The organism is Streptomyces sp. CA2R106 (genome assembly GCF_037034245.1).
Taxonomy (GTDB): domain Bacteria; phylum Actinomycetota; class Actinomycetes; order Streptomycetales; family Streptomycetaceae; genus Actinacidiphila.
On record NZ_JBAGKC010000010.1, the window covers coordinates 121,368 to 136,733 of the forward strand.

At 71.5% G+C, this 15,366-nt stretch carries 14 protein-coding genes; 8 read left to right on the forward strand and 6 right to left on the reverse strand.

Annotation, left to right across the window (positions count from 1 at the left end; translation table 11 throughout):
* The first annotated feature begins 119 nt into the window (after window positions 1-119).
* Both WA788_RS17360 and WA788_RS17365 read left to right on the forward strand, forming a co-directional pair.
* The gene (locus WA788_RS17360; protein WP_335978254.1) at window positions 120-827 is read left to right on the forward strand and encodes an ABC transporter ATP-binding protein; all 708 of its coding nucleotides are present in this window, start codon (window positions 120-122) and stop codon (window positions 825-827) included.
* Window positions 824-2,569: a hypothetical protein gene (locus WA788_RS17365; protein WP_335978255.1), complete on the forward strand. Its 1,746-nt coding sequence runs from the start codon at window positions 824-826 to the stop codon at window positions 2,567-2,569. Before WA788_RS17360 ends, WA788_RS17365 begins: the two co-directional genes overlap by 4 nt.
* A gap of 103 nt (window positions 2,570-2,672) precedes the next feature.
* On the opposite strand, the gene tuf is transcribed toward WA788_RS17365, so the two are convergent.
* The 4 genes from tuf to rpsL form a co-directional block, all read right to left on the reverse strand.
* Window positions 2,673-3,866, reverse strand: coding sequence for an elongation factor Tu (gene tuf / locus WA788_RS17370; protein WP_335978256.1), 1,194 nt, complete (start codon window positions 3,864-3,866; stop codon window positions 2,673-2,675).
* Between the two features lie 150 nt (window positions 3,867-4,016).
* Window positions 4,017-6,146 (reverse strand): elongation factor G, encoded by a 2,130-nt coding sequence (gene fusA / locus WA788_RS17375; protein WP_335978257.1) that lies wholly within the window; start codon window positions 6,144-6,146, stop codon window positions 4,017-4,019.
* A 38-nt stretch (window positions 6,147-6,184) separates the two neighbouring features.
* The gene (rpsG, locus tag WA788_RS17380; protein WP_033177779.1) at window positions 6,185-6,655 is read right to left on the reverse strand and encodes a 30S ribosomal protein S7; all 471 of its coding nucleotides are present in this window, start codon (window positions 6,653-6,655) and stop codon (window positions 6,185-6,187) included.
* A 2-nt stretch (window positions 6,656-6,657) separates the two neighbouring features.
* Window positions 6,658-7,029, reverse strand: a complete 372-nt coding sequence (rpsL, locus tag WA788_RS17385) for a 30S ribosomal protein S12 (protein WP_014144289.1) — start codon at window positions 7,027-7,029, stop codon at window positions 6,658-6,660.
* Window positions 7,030-7,398: 369 nt separating this feature from the next.
* On the opposite strand from rpsL, the gene WA788_RS17390 reads away from it, so the two are divergent.
* The 6 genes from WA788_RS17390 to WA788_RS17415 all read left to right on the forward strand — a co-directional run bounded on the left by WA788_RS17390 (window position 7,399) and on the right by WA788_RS17415 (window position 14,136).
* On the forward strand, window positions 7,399-8,133 hold the full coding sequence (locus tag WA788_RS17390) for a Crp/Fnr family transcriptional regulator (RefSeq protein WP_335978263.1): 735 nt from the start codon (window positions 7,399-7,401) through the stop codon (window positions 8,131-8,133).
* Window positions 8,134-8,265: 132 nt separating this feature from the next.
* Window positions 8,266-9,126, forward strand: coding sequence for a hypothetical protein (locus WA788_RS17395; RefSeq protein ID WP_335978265.1), 861 nt, complete (start codon window positions 8,266-8,268; stop codon window positions 9,124-9,126).
* Complete coding sequence (locus tag WA788_RS17400; RefSeq protein WP_335978267.1) at window positions 9,123-11,231, forward strand: hypothetical protein; 2,109 nt, start codon at window positions 9,123-9,125, stop codon at window positions 11,229-11,231. The genes WA788_RS17395 and WA788_RS17400 overlap by 4 nt, the downstream gene beginning before the upstream one ends.
* 98 nt (window positions 11,232-11,329) lie before the next feature.
* Window positions 11,330-12,430 carry a PE-PGRS family protein gene (locus WA788_RS17405; protein ID WP_335978269.1) on the forward strand — a complete coding sequence of 367 codons (1,101 nt, stop codon included), beginning with the start codon at window positions 11,330-11,332 and terminating at the stop codon, window positions 12,428-12,430.
* Window positions 12,427-12,918, forward strand: a complete 492-nt coding sequence (locus WA788_RS17410) for a Pycsar system effector family protein (protein ID WP_335978271.1) — start codon at window positions 12,427-12,429, stop codon at window positions 12,916-12,918. The genes WA788_RS17405 and WA788_RS17410 overlap by 4 nt, the downstream gene beginning before the upstream one ends.
* A 273-nt stretch (window positions 12,919-13,191) precedes the next feature.
* A complete protein-coding gene (locus WA788_RS17415; protein ID WP_335978273.1) occupies window positions 13,192-14,136 on the forward strand; it encodes a M48 family metalloprotease in 945 nt (314 codons plus the stop codon).
* Between the two features lie 72 nt (window positions 14,137-14,208).
* Here the strand turns inward: WA788_RS17415 and WA788_RS17420 are convergent, their stop codons facing one another.
* Window positions 14,209-14,679, reverse strand: coding sequence for a DUF1707 and DUF4190 domain-containing protein (locus WA788_RS17420; RefSeq protein ID WP_335978275.1), 471 nt, complete (start codon window positions 14,677-14,679; stop codon window positions 14,209-14,211).
* A gap of 80 nt (window positions 14,680-14,759) precedes the next feature.
* Window positions 14,760-15,365, reverse strand: coding sequence for a TetR/AcrR family transcriptional regulator (locus WA788_RS17425; protein ID WP_335978277.1), 606 nt, complete (start codon window positions 15,363-15,365; stop codon window positions 14,760-14,762).
* Window position 15,366 lies beyond the last annotated feature (1 nt).

A 15,366-nucleotide genomic window follows, 5' to 3' on the forward strand; every position in this document is an offset into this window, starting at 1 on the left:
GTGCGTCGGGTCCTGCACTCCGCACCGGGGCGGGCGGTCGCCAACCCGACACGCCCCGCCGCCTGCGCGGCCGGCCGTACTAGGGTCACGGGGACCCACCTAGTGCAGGGAGGCACGTGATGGCGGTGAAGGCCCACGGTTCGGGTGCGCTGCTGCGGCTGCGGAAGGTCGGCCGCAGCTACGGGCAGCGGCGGGCCCTGTGGCCGCTGGACCTGGACGTGGCCGCCGGGACGTGCACCGCGCTGTTCGGGCACAACGGCTCCGGCAAGTCGACGCTGCTGCGGATCGCGTCCGGCCGCGACACCCCCAGCACCGGCCAGGCCCTGTTCGCCGGGCGGCCGATCAGCGAGGACGACCCGGAGGTGCGCGCCCGGGTCGCCGTGGTCGGCGACACCGTGGCCTGCTACCCGGACCTGACCGTGCGCGAGCACCTGGAGCTGGTGACCGTCGCGCACGCCGTCGACGACGCCGCCGGCTGGATCGACCAGGTGCTGGCCGACCGCCGGCTCGCCGACCACGCCGACGCGCTGCCGGGCGCGCTGTCCTCCGGGCAGATGCAGTCCCTGCTGCTGGCCGCCGCCCTGGTCCGGCCGCGGGACCTGCTGGTCCTCGACGAGCCCGAGCAGCGGCTGGACCCGGGCGCCCGCCGCCGCCTGGCGGAGCTGCTGGTCGCCGAGAAGGAGAGCGGCGTGGCGGTCCTGCTCGCCACCCACCAGCCCGAGTTGGCCGCGGCCGTCGCCGACCACCTGGTCGCCCTGGAGGACGGCCAGGTGGCCGCGCAGGGCCCGCCCGCCGAGGTCCTCCCCCACCTGGGCACGCCCGCATGACCGCCCCGCCCGCGGCCGCGCAGCCCCACGGCCCTGAAGGCGCGACGGGCCCCGCCGGCACCGCCGACGCCGCCGGCACCGCCGACGCCCCCGATCCGGCCGAGGAGACCGCCTCCGGCGGCTGGAGCGAGGCCGACGACGACCGGACCGCGGAGACGCTGGCGTGGCTGCGCGCCAAGCGCAAGACGCACCGGCGGCAGCAGGGCCGGGACCTGGCCGTCCTGCTGTACTCGGTGCTGCTGGCCGTGGCCGGCTACGGCAGCGGGCTGGCCTACCACTTCCTGCACGGCCTCAGCGAAGGCGCGGACTACGGCGGCTTCGGCGCCGGGCTGACCCGCGGCCTGCCCGCGCTGTTCACCGGGCTCGGCCTGCTGCTGTTCCTGGTCGCCGCGCGGGACGCGCTGTGGCGCGGGCCCGTGGTGCTGCCCGGTCCGGCGGTGGGCTGGCTGCTGGCGCAGCCGGTCCGGCGGGCGGCGGTGCTGCGGCCCTGGTTCCGGCTGTCCGCGGGCCTGGCGCTGCTGCCCGGCGTGTTCGGCGGGCTGGCCGGCGCGGTCGCGCTGCGCGTCACCGGGCAGGCACCGCTCGGCAGCGCGCTGCTGGCGGTGCTGCCCGCCGCGCTGTGCCTGCCGCTGCTCGCGACGGCCGTCGGCATGGCGGTGGAGCGCCGCCCGGAGCGGGCCCGGGACGTACGGCGCTGGACCGCGCCGGCCGCCGCGCTGCTCGCCGCGCTGGCCGCGCAGACCGCGCTGGCCGGGGCCGGGCACCGGTGCCGGCCGCTGGAGTGGGTGGAGCTGTGGTCGGGCCCCTGGGGCTGGGCCGCGCAGCCGGTGGTCCGCGCCTGCGGCGGCGCCGCGCCCGGCTGGCCGGCCGCGGCCGCCCTGCTGCTCGCCGCCACCGCCGCGGCCGTGGCGGGCGCGCACCGCGAGGCCGCGGCCGTACCGACCGCGCAGTTGCGCGCGAGGTCCGCGACCGCCACCACCGTCGCCTCGGTGGCCTGGTCGCTCGAACTGCGCGCCGCGAAGCTCGCGTTGCTCTCCGCCGCCGGCGGTGACGCCACCCGTACGGTCCGGCTGCCGCCGCCGCGCGGCCGGGCGGCGCGCTACCTGGCGGTCGCCTGGCGCGACGCCCTGACGCTGCTGCGCGCCCCCGGGAGGGTGGGGCGCGCGGTGCTGTGGACGGCGGCCGCGGCGGCCGCCGCCGGGCTCGGCGCCGACCTGGGCGGTGAGCGGCGCCCGGTGGGCCTGGTGATCGGCCTGGTCTGCGGCTACCTCGCGGTGGGCGCGCTCGCGGAGTCCGCCCGGGTCGAGACCGACGACCTGCGGCGCGCGGCCTGGTCGCCGTACCGGCTGCGCAGCCTGATGCTCCAGCACGGCACCGTGCCGGCGCTGGGCGGCGCCGTCCTCGGGCTGCTGGCCGCGGTCCCCTTCGCGGTCCGGGGCGCGCCGGTCGCCCTGCTCTACCTGCCGCTGTGCGCCTTCCCGTTCACCGCGGCCGCGCTCTACGGCGCCTGCCGCGGGCCGGCCCGCACCCAGTTGATGTTCCTGGGGGGCGGCTCCCCCGTCGGCTCCCCCGGGCCCCTGATCTACCTCGCCTGGTACGCGGCCGGGCCGCTGGTCGCGGTGACCGTGCTGGCCGTCACCCTGTCCACCGCGGCCCCGGCCGGCGTCGCCGCCGCCACGGCCCTTCTGACCGCCGCCCTCGGCTACGCGGCTGCCCGCTCCGCCGACCGGCTCCTGCGCTGAAACAGCGCGGTGAGGACGCCACCGGCTGACCCGCCCCACGCAAAAGGTGCCCCACTCCAAGCGGAGTGGGGCACCTACCTACGGCTCAGCGAGCCCGCAGGGCTTACTTGTTGATCTTGGTGACCTGGCCGGCGCCCACCGTACGACCACCCTCGCGGATGGCGAACTTCAGGCCCTCCTCCATGGCGACCGGCTGGATCAGCGAGACCGTCATGGAGGTGTTGTCGCCCGGCATGACCATCTCGGTGCCCTCGGGGAGGGTCACCACGCCGGTCACGTCCGTGGTACGGAAGTAGAACTGCGGGCGGTAGTTGTTGAAGAACGGCGTGTGGCGGCCGCCCTCGTCCTTGGACAGGATGTACGCCTGCGCCTCGAACTCGGTGTGCGGGGTGACCGAACCCGGCTTGATGATGACCTGGCCGCGCTCGACGTCCTCGCGCTTGATGCCGCGGAGCAGCAGACCGACGTTCTCACCGGCCTGGCCCTCGTCGAGCAGCTTGCGGAACATCTCGATGCCGGTGACCGTGGTGGAGGTCTTCTCCTGCTTGATGCCGATGATGTCAACGGTCTCGTTGACCTTCAGGACACCACGCTCGATACGGCCGGTGACGACAGTGCCACGACCGGTGATCGTGAAGACGTCCTCGATCGGCATCAGGAACGGCTTGTCGACGTCGCGCTCGGGGGTGGGGATCGACTCGTCCACGGCCTTCATCAGGCCGAGCAGCTTCTCGCCCCACTCCTTGTCGCCCTCGAGGGCCTTGAGCGCGGACACCCGCACGACCGGCAGGTCGTCGCCCGGGAACTCGTACTCGGAGAGCAGCTCGCGCACCTCGAGCTCGACGAGCTCCAGGATCTCCTCGTCGTCCACCATGTCGGCCTTGTTCAGGGCCACCACGATGTACGGCACGCCGACCTGGCGGGCCAGGAGCACGTGCTCCTTGGTCTGCGGCATCGGGCCGTCGGTCGCGGCGACCACCAGGATCGCGCCGTCCATCTGCGCGGCACCGGTGATCATGTTCTTGATGTAGTCCGCGTGACCGGGGCAGTCGACGTGCGCGTAGTGACGCGACTCGGTCTGGTACTCGACGTGCGCGATGGAGATGGTGATACCGCGCTGGCGCTCCTCAGGAGCCTTGTCGATCTGGTCGAAGGCCGAGGCCTCGTTCAGTTCCGGGTACGCGTCGTGCAGCACCTTGGTGATCGCCGCGGTAAGGGTGGTCTTACCGTGGTCGATGTGACCGATGGTGCCGATGTTGACGTGCGGCTTAGTCCGCTCGAACTTCGCCTTCGCCACTGGGGTCCTCCTGGGAGTGGATCTGTACGCCTTGCTTCATCGGCGCCAGGTGATCTTTGCTGGAATGCCGACCCGGGGGCGTTTCCGGCCCGTTGTGCCGGAAACGCCCCGAAAGCCTGCTGTCAAGCCTAGACGAGGTACCGGGGGGTACTACTCGCCCTTGGCCTTCGCGATGATCTCCTCTGCGACGTTCCGCGGAACCTCGGCGTAGGAGTCGAACTGCATGGAGTAGCTGGCCCGGCCCGAGGTCTTGGACCGCAGGTCACCGACGTAGCCGAACATCTCCGACAGCGGGACCAGGCCCTTGACGACCCGGGCGCTGTGACGCTCCTCCATGGCCTGGATCTGGCCACGGCGGGAGTTGAGGTCGCCGATGACGTCGCCCATGTAGTCCTCGGGCGTGGTGACCTCGACGGCCATCATCGGTTCGAGGAGCACGGGGCTCGCCTTGCGGGCACCCTCCTTGAACGCCTGCGAACCGGCGATCTTGAACGCCAGCTCGGAGGAGTCGACCTCGTGGTAGCCGCCGTCGATCAGGGTGACGCGGACGCCCACCATCTCGTAGCCGGCCAGGATGCCGAACTTCATGGCCTCCTGCGCGCCCGCGTCCACCGAGGGGATGTACTCACGGGGGATGCGGCCGCCGGTGACCTTGTTGACGAACTCGTAGGTCGCGTCGCCGCCTTCCAGCGGCTCCAGCATGATCTGCACCTTGGCGAACTGACCGGTGCCACCGGTCTGCTTCTTGTGGGTGTAGTCGATGCGCTCGACCGTCTTGCGGATGGTCTCGCGGTACGCGACCTGCGGCTTGCCGACGTTGGCCTCGACCCGGAACTCGCGCCGCATCCGGTCGACCAGCACCTCGAGGTGCAGTTCGCCCATGCCGCCGATGATGGTCTGGCCGGTCTCCTCGTCCGAGTGGACCTGGAAGGAGGGGTCCTCCTCCGAGAGGCGCTGGATGGCGACACCCAGCTTCTCCTGGTCGCCCTTGGACTTGGGCTCGATCGCGACCTCGATCACCGGCGCCGGGAAGTCCATCGACTCCAGGATCACCGGGTTCTTGTCGTCGCACAGCGTCTCACCGGTGGTGGTCTGCTTGAGCCCCATCACGGCGATGATGTCGCCGGCGCCCACCGACTCAATCTCCTCACGCTTGTTCGCGTGCATGCGGTAGATCTTGCCGATGCGCTCCTTCTTGCCCTTCACGGAGTTCAGCACGGCCGAACCCGACTCCAGGCGACCGGAGTAGATCCGGACGAAGGTGAGCTTGCCCAGGTGCGGGTCGCTCATGATCTTGAACGCGAGACCGGAGAACGGCTCGTCGTCCGACGGCTTGCGCTTGATGACCTCGTCCGCGTTGCCGACGGCGTGGCCCTCGATGGCCTCGACGTCCAGCGGCGACGGGAGGTAGCGCACGACCGCGTCGAGCAGGGGCTGCACGCCCTTGTTCTTGAACGCGGTGCCGCAGAACACGGGGGTGACGGTGACCGAGCCGGCGCCGCCCTTGGAGGCGAGCGTGATCCGGCGGATGGCCGCGATCAGCTGCTCCTGGGTGGGCTCCTGGCCCTCCAGGAAGAGCTCCATCATCTCGTCGTCGTGCTCGGCGACGGCCTCGAGCAGCTTGCCGCGCCACTCCTCGGCCGCCTCGACGTGGGTGTCCGGGATGTCGACGGTGTCGTACATCTCGCCCTTGGTCGCTTCGAGCGACCAGACCAGGGCCTTCATCTGGACGAGGTCGACCACGCCCTTGAAGTCGGCCTCGGCACCGATCGGCAGCTGCATGACCAGCGGCACCGCACCGAGGCGGTCCACGATCATGTCGACGCAGCGGTGGAACTCCGCGCCGGTGCGGTCCAGCTTGTTGACGAAGCAGATACGGGGCACGCCGTAGCGGTCGGCCTGGCGCCAGACCGTCTCGGACTGCGGCTCCACACCGGCGACACCGTCGAACACGGTCACGGCGCCGTCGAGGACGCGGAGCGAACGCTCCACCTCGACGGTGAAGTCGACGTGACCGGGGGTGTCGATGATGTTGATGGTGTGGTCGACGTTGTCGAGCGGCCAGTGACAGGTCGTCGCGGCCGACGTGATGGTGATGCCGCGCTCCTGCTCCTGCTCCATCCAGTCCATGGTGGCAGCGCCGTCGTGGACTTCACCGATCTTGTAGGAGACACCGGTGTAGAACAGAATCCGCTCGGTGGTCGTCGTCTTGCCCGCGTCGATGTGGGCCATGATCCCGATGTTGCGGACCTTGGCCAGGTCAAGCGAAGTGGTGGCCATGTGGCTCAGTCTTCTCTCGGTCTCGATGGGGGTGGTGACTACCAGCGGTAGTGCGCGAAGGCCTTGTTGGACTCGGCCATCTTGTGCGTGTCCTCGCGGCGCTTCACGGAGGCGCCCAGGCCGTTGCTGGCGTCGAGGATCTCGTTCATCAGCCGCTCGGTCATGGTCTTCTCGCGACGGGCGCGGGAGTACCCGACCAGCCAGCGCAGCGCCAGGGTGTTCTGGCGGCCCGGACGGACCTCGACCGGCACCTGGTAGGTCGCACCGCCGACGCGGCGGGACTTGACCTCGAGGGTCGGCTTGATGTTCTCCAGCGCGCGCTTGAGGGTGATCACCGGGTCGGCGCCGGCCTTCTCGCGCAGGCCCTCCAGGGCGCCGTAGACGATGCGCTCGGCGGTGGAGCGCTTGCCGTGCAGGAGGATCTTGTTGACCAGCGAGGTCACCAGCGGGGAGCCGTAAACCGGGTCGATGATGACCGGGCGCTTCGGGGCGGGGCCCTTACGAGGCATGCTTACTTCTCCTTCTTGGCGCCGTAGCGGCTGCGGGCCTGCTTACGGTTCTTCACGCCCTGCGTGTCGAGCGAACCGCGGATGATCTTGTAGCGAACACCCGGCAGGTCCTTCACACGGCCGCCGCGCACGAGCACGATGGAGTGCTCCTGAAGGTTGTGGCCCTCGCCCGGGATGTAGGCAGTGACCTCGATACCGCTGGTCAGACGGACACGCGCGACCTTACGGAGGGCCGAGTTCGGCTTCTTCGGGGTGGTCGTGTAGACACGCGTGCAGACGCCGCGGCGCTGGGGCGAACCCTTCAGCGCGGGCGTCTTGTTCTTCTCGACCTTGTCCTGCCGGCCCTTTCGGACCAGCTGCTGGATCGTAGGCACCGTTTCTCCGGTTTCTGTGTGCCGATCTCGATAAATCTAACCTGGGACCCGACCCACGCGGTCGGGTGTGTCGCGGACCCCACACGCATCCGCGTCCAGAAGATCGGAAAGCGCGTATGGTCGGGCGCCGCGGCCTCGATGTCCTCGTCCGGTCACACGGCACGCACAAGGACCCGGGCACACCCCAGGCACAGATGAGAGCGTACCTACCGCATCGGCTACGGTCAAAACAAATGCGCCGGGCCCCTTGACCCGTGGACGGGTGGCTGGCACCGCATGGTCGGCGCGGCCGTTCCGGCCCCCTCGGCGGGCCGCTGCACTAAGGTGATGCGGCCTCGTACCGCAGCGAATCGAGGGGGAGCTTCGCTCATGACGGTCACTGGTGCCACCGATCGAAGCGGCCCGCCCGGCCGGCCCGAACCGCCGAACACGCTGGACGACCGGATTCCCTTCCTCGCGCGTCTGGAACACGACGACCGGGTCGCCTTGCTCGCCCTCGGCCGTCCACTGGTCTACCCGCCACGAGCGACCCTCGTCTACCAGGACGAGCCTCCCGCGCATGTCCTGCTGATCCTCAGCGGCTGGACCAAGGTCACGCACTCCGCGGTCAACGGATACGAGGCACTGCTCGCGCTCCGCGGCCCGGGCGACATCGTCGGGGAGGCGTCCGCGGTCAGCGGGCGGCCGCGCTCGGCGACGGTGACCGCGTTGGAGGCGGTCAAGGCCGTGGCCATCGAACGCGAACGGTTTCTGGCCCAGTTGGCCTCCTCTCCCGCCACCGCGCTGAAACTCCTGGGGCTCACGGCTGACCGCACCCGGGCCAGCGACCGCCGACGGGTGGAGTTCGGCGCGCTCGGCGTACGGGAACGGCTGGCCATCCTCCTGCTGGAACTGGCCCGTACCCACGGCACGCAGGTGCCCGAGGGACTGCGGCTCACCACCGGGCTGAGCCAGCACGACCTGGCCGGGTCGGTGGGGGCCTCGCGGGAAGCAGTCGCGCGGCTGCTGAAGGAACTTCGCGAACGGGACATCGTCCGTACCAGCCGTCGCAGCCTGGTCATCGTGCGGCCGGAGCAGCTGCGCCGGATCGGGCGCGGCGAGTAGCGGTCGGGACTGCCGCGCAGCGGCACCCCGTTGTGTGCATTCGGTCACAGACCGTCTGTGTCAGCGGGCCTCCCGATTGTCAGTGCGGTGCGGGAGAGTCAGGCGGCACGGATGAGTCCTTGAGAGGCGGCCATGACGGAACCAGTGAACCGCACCATCCTGCTCTTCGACATCGAGCGCTTCAGCCGGCGCGACGACGTGGAGCAGGCGTTCCTACGGCGGGGTCTCGACACCGTCGTGGAGGACAGCCTCGCCGCGGCCGGTGTGGAGCGCACCCAGCAGTACCGCGAGGACCGCGGCGACGGGCTGATCATCCTCATCAGCGGCGACGTCTCGAAAGCCCGGTTGCTCCGCGCGCTGCTGACGACCACGCCGGACGCGCTTCACGCGTACAACCGCTTCGCCGCCAGCAGCACCCAGATGCGGCTGCGCGTCGTCCTGGCGGCCGGTGAGGTCGCGCACGACCCGCAGGGCAGCACGGTCGGCGGCCTTGTCGGACACGACCTCAACCAGGCGTGCCGGCTGCTCGACGCCGACGTACTACGCGCGGCGCTCCAGCAGCGGGAGTCAGCCGACTGCGTGTTGTGCGTGTCGACGTCCGTCTACGAGGGCGTGGTCCGGCACGGCCACCGCGGTCTGGACAAGGAGGAGTTCCACCGGGTCGCCGTGGCGGTGAAGGAGGACCGGCTGACCGCCTGGCTGCACGGACCGGTGCCCGACCTGCCCGGGAGCCGTCACAGCGCACCGGTCGACGCCGGCGGCGCGGCGGAGGGTCCCACGCCTCCGACCGAGCCGGTGCCGGCGCCTGCGCAGGGCACGGCACGCCCGCAGGACGCTGCCGGCCGAAGCGTCCAGTTCACCTTCAACGGCGGCTCCCAGACCTTTGGCGGCAGTCAGGTCGCGGGCGACCAGATCGGCGTGAGCGGTGGCCAGGTCACCGGCGACGTGATCATGGGCGGCATCCGGCGGGACCCGGAGGGTGGTCACCGATGAGCGACCCGGACGGTCGGCAGGACCAGACCGAGGAGCAGGCGGCGGAGGACGCTTCGGCCGACGGGCAGGAAGCCGGCGAGGAACAACAGGAGATCGAGGACGACCTCCCCCAGGACCCCTGGGTCGCCCGCCGCGAGCTGTACTTCCACGCCCCGAGCGCGTTCGGCGGAGGACTGACCGCGGGCGACCAGATCGGAATGTCCGGCGGCCGGGTGCACGGCGACCTGATCATGGGCAGCAAGGTGGAGAACCACTTCCGGTACGGGTCCGCCACCCACACCTCGGGGCTGCTCCCGCCCGCCGAACTGGCCGAGCTGGCCGAGGTCTTCGTCGCGGACGCCGACCGTGTCGACACCGCCCTGGCCCGGTTGCGCGAAGACCGTGTGCTGGTGCTGTCCGGCGCTCCCTACACCGGCCGCCGCAGCGCCGCGCTCATGTTGCTGCACACGTTGGGCGCGGCCCCGGTGCGCGAGCTCGATCCGAAGACCCGCCCCACGGCGCTGAAGGACGAACTCGGCGCAGGCGCCCGCGGCTACCTGATCTGCGACCTGATCACCGACCGGGACCATCCGCTGCGCGACATCGACCTCCTGGGCCTGCGGGAGAAGCTGACGGAGGAGAACTCCTACCTCGTCGTCACCGTGGGTCTGGCCGCGTCGCTGTCCGGTGTACGGCCCACGGAGTGGGAGCCGCCAGCGCCCGATGCCGTCCTGCGGTCCCATCTGGCCCGACGGGTCGGTGACGCTCAGCGCGAGCGGTTGCTGCTCGGGATGGCGCCGGTCCGGGAGTTCGTCGCCCACGCCCACCACCAGCTTCGCGAGGCCGCGAGGTTCGCGGAGGCGCTGGCGGCCTACGCCCGGGGCGAGTTGACCGAGCAGAAGCTCGGCTCGTTCCAGGCCGCGGCCGTGACCGACCAGGTACAGGAGTGGTTCGGCGACGAGGAGACGCCGCTGCGGGACAAGGCGTTCCTGATCGCCCTCGCCGCCTTCAACGAGGCCCCGTACGCCCTGGCCGCCGAGCTGAGCGACGAGCTGTACGCCGCCCTCCAGCAGACCGAGCACCCCGCGGTCCGACCGGTGATCCCGGTCTTCGGCACCTCCATCGGCAAGCGGCTGCAACTGGCCCGCGCGGAGGGGTACGAGGAGGTCGAGTACACCGAGTGGGGCGAGGTCAGCCAGTACAAGGCCCGCTTCCGTGAGCCGCTGGCCGCTCTGGTCATGCTGCGCGAGGTGTGGACCGGCTATCCCTCGGCCCGGCCCGCGCTGATCCGCTGGCTGCGTCAACTCGCCGACGACGGCCGGCCGCTGGTCCGCACCCGTGCGGCGGCGACCGCGGCGGTGCTGACATACGCCGACCTGCCCTCGGCCATGGCGCTCGTCGTACAGGGCTGGGCCGGTGCCAAGCGGTACCGCCGCTGCCTGGTCGCCGCCAACACGCTTGCACTTGCACACGGATTCGGCGCTCCGAACATCCCCAGCATCCTGCGCGCCTGGTGCGATCCGTCGCAGCCGGACAAGTGGCTGCGATGGACGGCGATCCGCGCATACGGGCTCGTCGGCGCGGAGATGCCGGAAGCAGCGGTGGAAGCGCTCAGCGACGCCGCCCGGGCCGAGGGCGATGACGAGGCCGCCGGCCCGATCGCCGAGTCCATGGCGCTGCTGCTCACGGGGCCCGTCGCAGGGGCCCGCAGCCAGGTACTGTCCGATCTGGCCGGCCTGGTCCACGACAAGCCGCCAGTCCGCCGTGTGGTGCTCCGTGCGTTCGTCCTGGCCTGCGAGCACACGGACGACAACCTGTTGCTGCTGCGCTGGCACGCCGCAGCGGCAGCGTCGAGCGGCACCGCGGACGACCGGCACCTGGCGGCGCTGTGGCGAGCGGTCCTCGGCGACCTGGAGCACACCGGGGGCGCCTTGCAGGCGCTTCGCCGGTGGGTGCGGCAGGCGGACGCCGACCCCACCGTCGAGTCCGCCCTCCTGTGCCTGCTGCCGTCGATCGCGGTGACCGCCGACGACCGCAAACGTCTCAGCCATCTGCTGCGCACCCTGCCGTCCTCGCCCGGCGAACAGCCGCCGCAGGCGGCCGGCCGGCTGCTCGCCGCCTTGTAGGCCGACGCATCCGCACGAGATGTCCGCACCACGATCCACGCGTGCGGAAAGAGCGCAGCACCTCCCCATCCACCCCGCGACCAATTGGAGTGACGACCATGGCGGACTTCTCCCGCCCGCCGGACTGGGACCAGGGCGCCGACCGGCACAGCGACGTGCCCGACCCCGTGCTGCGGGTGCGCCAGCTCGCGCGCTTCGAGTACCGCAAGCTGTACACCCGGATCGACGACGCCCTGGTGTTCACCACCAGCAAGGGCGGCTACGACGTCTTCATGCCGCCGCGTCGGCCGGGCCGTTCTGAGATGGCGACGAAGCGGTACTCCGCCGTGTACGAGGTCGACATCGGTGTGCACCGCTGCGCGACGTCGCTGCGCCTGCCGAGCGACAACGACGCCTTTCACTTCACGGCGGAAGCCGAGCTGAGCTGGCAGGTCGTCCGTCCTGACCTGTTCGTCGCCAGTGGCGAACGCGATGTGCCGGCACTGCTGACCCGCCGGGTCGAGGAACTCGCCCGCCCGCACACCCGGCTGTTCGCGGTGGACCGCGCCTCGGCCGCGGAGGAAGCTGTGCGGCGCGCGGTCGAGACAGCGGGACCGCTCGGCGGCGAGACCGGACTGCGGGTGCACTGGGTCCTGCGCCTGCACGTGGACGACGAAGCCCTGGAGCACCAGCGTGGCCTTCGGCAGAAGCGCTACGCCGACGAGCAGCTCAGCGTCTCGCACGCGCTCGCCATGCGTGAGGACCGGCTCCAGGCGGACCGCATGACGGCTCAGGCCGAGCAGGAACACGACCTGGCGATGCTCAAGGCACGCGGCGAGATCGAACGCCAGAGCCTGGAAGCCGAGAAGATCAAGTACTACCAGTATTACCTCGAACAGGAGGGTGTGGCGTCCTGGGCGTTCCACCTCGCCCAGCACCCGGAGGACTCCCGCCTGGTGATGGAGAACCTGCGCAAGGACCAGATCGCCCTCATCCAGAGCCAGGCTCAGGTCGCCATGGAGGTTCTGAAGGGCCCGAGTCTGGAGGAGTACCAACGTGAGGGCGTGACCAAGCAGTCACTCAAGTTCTTCGAGGACATGTTCACCCGCAACCTGCCGGGTGCCACCTGGGTTTCTCCCGAACCGGGCACCCTGCCGTGGGCCGGGTCCCAGGACGAACCGCCCGACAATCCGACCCCGCCGAAGACGGACGAGCCGTGACCGCGTCCGTCGCCGGCCACCGATTACTCGCGGAGCTGCGCGCGGAGATCGCGCACGCCGACAACAAGGCGTCGGTGCTGCTCGGTGCGTTGAGCATGACGGCGGGTCTGGTCGGCGCGCTGCTCGCCGCACACGGCTGGACGCCGGAACGTCTCCCGACCGCGGCCCAATGCGTGTGGTGGGCCGGTGTCGCCTCACTCGGCGGCTGTCTGCTGTCCCTTCTCCTTGCGATCGCCCCCCGGTACGGCAGGGCCTTCTGGACCCTCGGCCGCCCACTGACCTACTTCGACGACATCCGGCGCGCCGTCGCCCAGGACGTGCTGGCCCGCGCGCTGGCGGACACCGACGCCGCCCCGAACGCGGGTCTGATCGACGCGCTCTCCGCCACGAGCCGCATCGTCGGCACCAAGCACGCCTGGATACGCGTAGGGCTGATCGCCTACGCCGCGGGCGCGGTACTGCTACCCAGCGCCCTGCTCCTGAGCTGACGACGCCCACGACGCCCCACCGGAAGGCATAACCGCATGACCACCCCGTCCGACGCTGCCGGCGAGGGCCCGGCCGACAGCCGCGGCCCGGCCAAGGTCCCGCCGCAGTACCCCACCGCCGCGGAGCCGGCACCACCGCGATACCCCACCTCCTCCCGATCGGAACCGCCGGACTACCCCGGCGGCGGACCGCCGCGCCCCGCGCCGGGCCCCACCAAGACCGCACCTCCTCCCCCTCCTGCGCAGGACTCGGCACCGTTTCCACGGCAACGGATGACGGGCGATGCGCCGGGCCGGGTGCACATCGCCAAACGGCAGCGCGGGCTGGACGCCACCGCGATCGGCCAGTTGGTGTTCTACCTGCCGAGCTTCGTGGTCAGCCTGGTTCTCGTCGCCGGTCTCGCGCAGGCGGTGCTCCCCCACGAGGGCTGGGTCGTCGTGGTGGCCTGGCTCGCCTCGGGGGCTTTCGCCTTCCACCCGCCATCCGAGGACTTCATCGCCCGCTACCTGCTGCGACTGCGCTACCCGACCCCGTGGGAGTCTGCCCGCCTGGAGCCGCAGTGGCGGAAGGTGACCGCGCGGGCCGGTGTGGAAGGGCGCGCCTACCGGCTCTGGGTCGAGGACAGCGACGACCTCAACGCCCTTTCGGCAGCGGGCCACATCGTCGGAATCACGCGCTTCGCGCTCACCCTGCCCGAGGACCAGCTCGCCGCTGTGCTGGCGCACGAACTCGGCCATCACACCGACGGTCACGCCTGGTCGTCCCTGCTCGGCTCCTGGTACGCGGCCCCCGGACGGCTGGCGTGGGCCGTGGTCCGCGCCGTGACCCGCTTCTGCCGACGGTTCAGCAGTTGTCTCACCTTCCTCCTGCTGATCACGGTGGTCGGTGCGGTGGCAGCGCTCGCGCTCGCGTACTGGTTCGTCGTCGTACCGCTCCTGGCTGCGCCGTACCTGCTGGCCGCCGTCAGTCGCCGAGCCGAGCTGCGGGCGGACCGGCACGCGGCCGCCCTGGGCTTCGCGCCGATGCTCGCCCAGGTCCTGCACGTCATGCAGTCGCAGCAGTGGGCCGACCCCCGCACCGCGGGTCTCGCGCTGACAGCGCACGGCACTACGGCCGCGACGGCGCACGGCGGCCTGCCCGGCAAGCTGCTTTCCTCTCACCCGGACTACCACACCCGGCTCCACCACCTGCGGCCTTACCTGGAGCCGGCCCGATGAACGGCGCCGGGCAGCCGCAGGAGGGGGGCGGCGGCCCGGCGCTCCCGGTGCGGTCCGAAGTCTCGAGAGGGCTCAGGGGCCCGGGGCGGTGGCGATGAAGGCGACGACCAGGGCGATGAAGGCGGTGATGACGGCGAGGCAGGCGTAGCCGAGGATGAGGCCGGCGGTGGCCTGGCCGTCGCCGGACTCGCCGGTGCGGCGGATCTGGGTCTTGGCGACGTGCCCGCAGATGACCGCCGGGATCGCGGTGGCGCCCAGGGTGAAGGCGGCCAGGACGCCGCAGACGAGGGAGGCGGTGGCCGCGGTGTTGGTGCGCCGGACCTCGGGGACGAAGACCGGGGCTGGGGCCGGGGGCGGCAGCGGGTAGGGCGGCGCGGCGGGGTGGGGGATGTCCGCGGTGATCCGGTCGAGGTCGTCGTAGGTGCGGGCCTGGTAGGCCCGGCCGACCCGCTCGTCGTACTCCTCGGGCCGCAACCGGCCCTGGGTGTACGCCTCCTTGAGGATGTCCACCGCGCGCTCACGGTCCCCGTCACTCGCCAGCATGCGTTGATGCATGCCCCGGGTGAGCGCCGATCAGCCGCGACTGCCGTGCGGTGTCGAGAAGTTGTGACGCAGCGCCGCGGCTACGCCTGTTCGCCGTCGGTCCCGGGTGGCGTCGCGGTGAGGCCGGTGAGGACCTCGGTGACCAGGGCGACCAGTTCGGCGCGGGGGACGGAGCGGATGTCCTCGAACCAGCCGAGCGAGCGGCTGAGGCTGATGCCGTAGAGCGCGGAGACCGCGATCTCCGCGCGCAGCCGGGGCCGGTCGAGGTGCTGGCCGGCGATGTCCTCGGCCAGGGGCTCCACGACGCGGCGGGCGAGGCGTTCGCGGGCGGCCACCCGGATCTCCGGCGAGGTGTCGGACCGGATCAGGGCCTGCATGATGGGCCCGGGCCCGCGCTCGTCGGACCGCCGGACCAGGGTTTTTGCGATCTGTGCCAGCCCGCTGAACTCGGCCGGCCCGCTGACCGCGGCGTCCTCGGCGACCACCGCGGCGACGTACAGCTCCGCCTTGTTGCCGAAGTAGCGGGCGATCAACGCGGCGTCCACGCCCGCGCGTTCGCCGATCTCCCGGATCGTGGTCCGCTCGAAGCCCTTCTGCCCGAACAGCTCCTGGGCGGCCCGCAGCAGCGCCTGCCTGCTGGCGGCCGCATCGCGGGGGCGCCCGGGCCCCGTCTGCGCGACGCCCACC

Excerpts from the sequence above, each read along its gene's own strand:
- WA788_RS17360 (WP_335978254.1), top strand. The coding sequence starts at position 120 with ATGGCGGTGAAGGCCCACGGTTCGGGTGCGCTGCTGCGGCTGCGGAAG.
- WA788_RS17365 (WP_335978255.1), top strand. The coding sequence starts at position 824 with ATGACCGCCCCGCCCGCGGCCGCGCAGCCCCACGGCCCTGAAGGCGCG.
- fusA (WP_335978257.1), bottom strand. The coding sequence starts at position 6,146 with ATGGCCACCACTTCGCTTGACCTGGCCAAGGTCCGCAACATCGGGATC.
- rpsG (WP_033177779.1), bottom strand. The coding sequence starts at position 6,655 with ATGCCTCGTAAGGGCCCCGCCCCGAAGCGCCCGGTCATCATCGACCCG.
- WA788_RS17390 (WP_335978263.1), top strand. The coding sequence starts at position 7,399 with ATGACGGTCACTGGTGCCACCGATCGAAGCGGCCCGCCCGGCCGGCCC.
- WA788_RS17395 (WP_335978265.1), top strand. The coding sequence starts at position 8,266 with ATGACGGAACCAGTGAACCGCACCATCCTGCTCTTCGACATCGAGCGC.
- WA788_RS17400 (WP_335978267.1), top strand. The coding sequence starts at position 9,123 with ATGAGCGACCCGGACGGTCGGCAGGACCAGACCGAGGAGCAGGCGGCG.
- WA788_RS17405 (WP_335978269.1), top strand. The coding sequence starts at position 11,330 with ATGGCGGACTTCTCCCGCCCGCCGGACTGGGACCAGGGCGCCGACCGG.
- WA788_RS17415 (WP_335978273.1), top strand. The coding sequence starts at position 13,192 with ATGACGGGCGATGCGCCGGGCCGGGTGCACATCGCCAAACGGCAGCGC.
- WA788_RS17420 (WP_335978275.1), bottom strand. The coding sequence starts at position 14,679 with ATGCTGGCGAGTGACGGGGACCGTGAGCGCGCGGTGGACATCCTCAAG.